This is a genomic window from Halomonas sp. (assembly GCF_041689495.1).
In the GTDB taxonomy this organism is placed as follows: Bacteria; Pseudomonadota; Gammaproteobacteria; order Pseudomonadales; family Halomonadaceae; genus Halomonas.
In genome coordinates this window covers 1-2,610 of record NZ_JBDNGD010000047.1, presented here as the reverse complement: position 1 = coordinate 2,610, position 2,610 = coordinate 1, and the positions used below count along the sequence as shown (strand labels likewise).

General features: G+C 61.1%; 5 protein-coding genes and 1 pseudogene. 2 read left to right on the top strand and 4 right to left on the bottom strand.

Annotation, left to right across the window (positions count from 1 at the left end):
• Together ACESMD_RS01575 and ACESMD_RS01570 are read right to left on the bottom strand one after the other, a co-directional pair.
• Nucleotides 1-236 (bottom strand): annotated as a pseudogene (locus ACESMD_RS01575) (cytochrome P450); the annotation flags it as partial.
• 132 nt (nt 237-368) lie between these two features.
• The gene (locus ACESMD_RS01570; protein WP_372609689.1) at nt 369-812 is read right to left on the bottom strand and encodes a MarR family winged helix-turn-helix transcriptional regulator; all 444 of its coding nucleotides are present in this window, start codon (nt 810-812) and stop codon (nt 369-371) included.
• Nucleotides 813-924: 112 nt separating this feature from the next.
• Here ACESMD_RS01570 and ACESMD_RS01565 point away from each other — a divergent pair, with 112 nt between their 5' ends.
• Complete coding sequence (locus tag ACESMD_RS01565) at nt 925-1,299, top strand: hypothetical protein (RefSeq protein ID WP_372609687.1); 375 nt, start codon at nt 925-927, stop codon at nt 1,297-1,299.
• An 18-nt stretch (nt 1,300-1,317) separates the two neighbouring features.
• Here the strand turns inward: ACESMD_RS01565 and ACESMD_RS01560 are convergent, their stop codons facing one another.
• Together ACESMD_RS01560 and ACESMD_RS01555 are read right to left on the bottom strand one after the other, a co-directional pair.
• On the bottom strand, nt 1,318-1,707 hold the full coding sequence (locus tag ACESMD_RS01560) for a ribonucleotide reductase subunit alpha (RefSeq protein ID WP_372609685.1): 390 nt from the start codon (nt 1,705-1,707) through the stop codon (nt 1,318-1,320).
• Nucleotides 1,708-1,771: 64 nt separating this feature from the next.
• Entirely contained in the window at nt 1,772-1,969 is a 198-nt protein-coding gene (locus tag ACESMD_RS01555) for a hypothetical protein (RefSeq protein WP_372609683.1), read from the bottom strand.
• A 344-nt stretch (nt 1,970-2,313) separates the two neighbouring features.
• Here ACESMD_RS01555 and ACESMD_RS01550 point away from each other — a divergent pair, with 344 nt between their 5' ends.
• Nucleotides 2,314-2,598, top strand: a complete 285-nt coding sequence (locus tag ACESMD_RS01550) for a hypothetical protein (RefSeq protein WP_372609681.1) — start codon at nt 2,314-2,316, stop codon at nt 2,596-2,598.
• The last annotated feature ends 12 nt before the right edge of the window (nt 2,599-2,610 follow it).

Sequence of the window (2,610 nt, the reverse complement as noted above, 5' to 3'; positions counted from 1 at the left end):
GTGTGCTCGGGCGGGTCCATGGCATTGGGCACGGAGAGGTGGCGGCTGGCCGCATTGCTGAAGGTCTCGTGGTCATCGAGCACGCGCATCACGTCGGCGTGGCGAAACAGCGACCATTGCAGGTAGTCGCTGAAGGCCACCGGGCAGCGGCTTCGCATGGCATCGTAGGCGGCAAGCTGGTCCTCGAGGACGGACTCGGCGCGGGGATCCCAGTCCTGGTGATGGCTATCGTTCATGGTCACTCCTGGTCAGGCGGAACCGCTTTTCGGCGAATCGTCTGCCGCCCTGTTGCGTGGCTGTCGAGACAGTCCACAGCAGACCAGGCATCGACGAAAGGCGCATTGATGCACGTCAGTCCGAGGCGCCATTCACGACAGGTCTGGCCAGCCGGGCAGGCGGAACTCTGCCTGAAGGTGACGCAGTTCGGGCTGATGCAACTCGGCGATTGCCTCGACAAGGCGGGTGCCTTTCGTCAGCAGGTGCACCTCGATACGACGGCGATCCCGGCGACCCGGTCGTCGCTCCACCAGGCCCAGCTCTTCGCAACGATCGATCAGCATCACGGTCCCATGATGCTTGGCCTGTAGGCGCTCGGCCAGTTCGCCGACCGAGGCCCACTCGCGACCCTCGAAGCCACGCAGGTGAAGCAGCAGCTGGTACTGCAGCGGCGTCAGGCCATGCCGACGGCAGAAGCTCTCGCTGTCGCGCAGGAAGCGATTGAGCTGATAGCGGAAGTGCGAGAGGCGTTCAAAATCCGGCTTGGTCAGCACGGAGGAGTCAGTGCCTGTGCTATCGAGACGGTGGGGTGACATGGCGATCTTCTTGACAACTGGACATGGGACCACCAATTAATATCATAGCATGATATGAATGTCTCGATGCCGTCGATCCGACCTACTCCGAAGTAGAGACAGGAGAATGCCAATGAATATCACCATGATTCTCGGCCTGCCGTTCACGGGCACCGCCGGATGGAAGGAACTGCAGCAACGCCGGTTCTCCATTCCTGCCCTCGCCTGGCTGGTTGTATTGCCCATGTCGCTGCTGCCGCCGGTGATGCTCTACTATGCCGGGACGCATTATGGTGATGCCTTCGTGGCCGGCTTCGGCGACAAGGAGTGGCGCTTCATCACCACCATCCTCTTCCTTGCCGAATTGCTGACTTTCTTCCTGATGGGCTGGCTGATCCATGCCGTCGCCAACGACCAGGGCATGTCGATCGACTATCAGGGTGCCTATTTGTTGGCCGCCGGCATTCTGGCCTGGGGCCTGCTGATGGCGATTGTCTGGGCGTACTAGAAAGATCGGGCCTTCGGGTTACTGGAACCCCACGCCCTCGCCCGTCCGATCGAAGGTCAGGAACTGGTCGATAGTGCCCATCTTGAGTGATTCCACCATCCGCTCCAGGTGACGCTCCGCGAGTTCCGAGCCCTGATCGGCCATGGCCGCCACGAAGACGATGTCCCAGTCGACGCCGGTCGATTGGGACTCCGCCGCCAGTCCCGCCATGTCAGTGAGCTCGTTGGGGGTCTTGTCGACACAGAGCATCGGCGTCAGCACCCCGCCTTCGCCCTGCTCGAAGAGGCGTCGCTGCTCCTCGCTGGGATGGTCCGGCAGCTCGGCACGGGTGAAGACGAACAGCAGGCGCTGTGGCTCGGGCTGTCGACGTGCCTCGTCGAGCAGGTCGGCAAAGCTGGAAATGGCCACGGGGCCTCCTTGGGTTCTGTGAAAAGCCGATTGCAAGAAAAAGGGGGCTCATTCCGGTCAGGCGTCAAGAACTGCTGCCACCCCGGTCGTAGTGGAACTTCATGTAGACGATGCCCGGTGCCATCACCAAGCGCCATGCCAGCTCGGTCTCGGCATCGAAACACTCGTCGAAACGGCGAACCGTATCGATCAGGATCTCGAGCCAGATGTCATGGAGCTCGGGAGAGATGTCCAGGTGCGTACGGTTGTGGCTGATCGCCACCTGGTGGAGGTAATAGCATTGTTCGATCCGTAGAACGCCAGCAGGTGGTAGAAGGCCTTCTTCAGCATGGATTGTTGTTGCGGCATGTCGGTATGGCGAAACTTTGCCGCGACGTCCGGCGAGGCGTCGATGAAATTCTCATAGAAGGCCGAAAAGAATCCCTGCCCATCGACCTTGCGTTCTAGAACACGCTTGTAACTCGCATTGATCAGGGGCTCGGCTTCCATCACGGGCTCTCCGCATGGGGGTACTGCCTGCGTAAAGCCTAGGCGATTCCACGGCAGCCTGAAACAGGTTAATGAAATACTCTATGATGACGTTCGGTTGTTGGTGGAGGAACGCTCATGACATCCCGACTCGCCTGGCGCTTCCTCGCCTACGGCTGCGTCGGCCTGGGAACCCTCGGCCTGATGGTGCCCCTCCTGCCGACCACCCCCTTCCTGCTGCTGAGCTGGTTGATCCTCTGGCTGGGCGGGGCCGCGGCATGGTTGCTTGGTGCCACCGCCCTGATATTCTGCACCGTCGCCGGCTTCGTCCTGACGCGGCCCGATGCTGTCGCGAGGGGAGTGGCGGCTCATCCAGACCGGCTATCACCGGGAGTGCACCATGCACCTGACTCGTTTCACTGATTATTCCCTGCG

Bases quoted from the DNA above. Each gene is read 5' to 3' on its own strand.
- ACESMD_RS01570 (WP_372609689.1), bottom strand. From the start codon at position 812: ATGTCACCCCACCGTCTCGATAGCACAGGCACTGACTCCTCCGTGCTG.
- ACESMD_RS01565 (WP_372609687.1), top strand. From the start codon at position 925: ATGAATATCACCATGATTCTCGGCCTGCCGTTCACGGGCACCGCCGGA.
- ACESMD_RS01550 (WP_372609681.1), top strand. From the start codon at position 2,314: ATGACATCCCGACTCGCCTGGCGCTTCCTCGCCTACGGCTGCGTCGGC.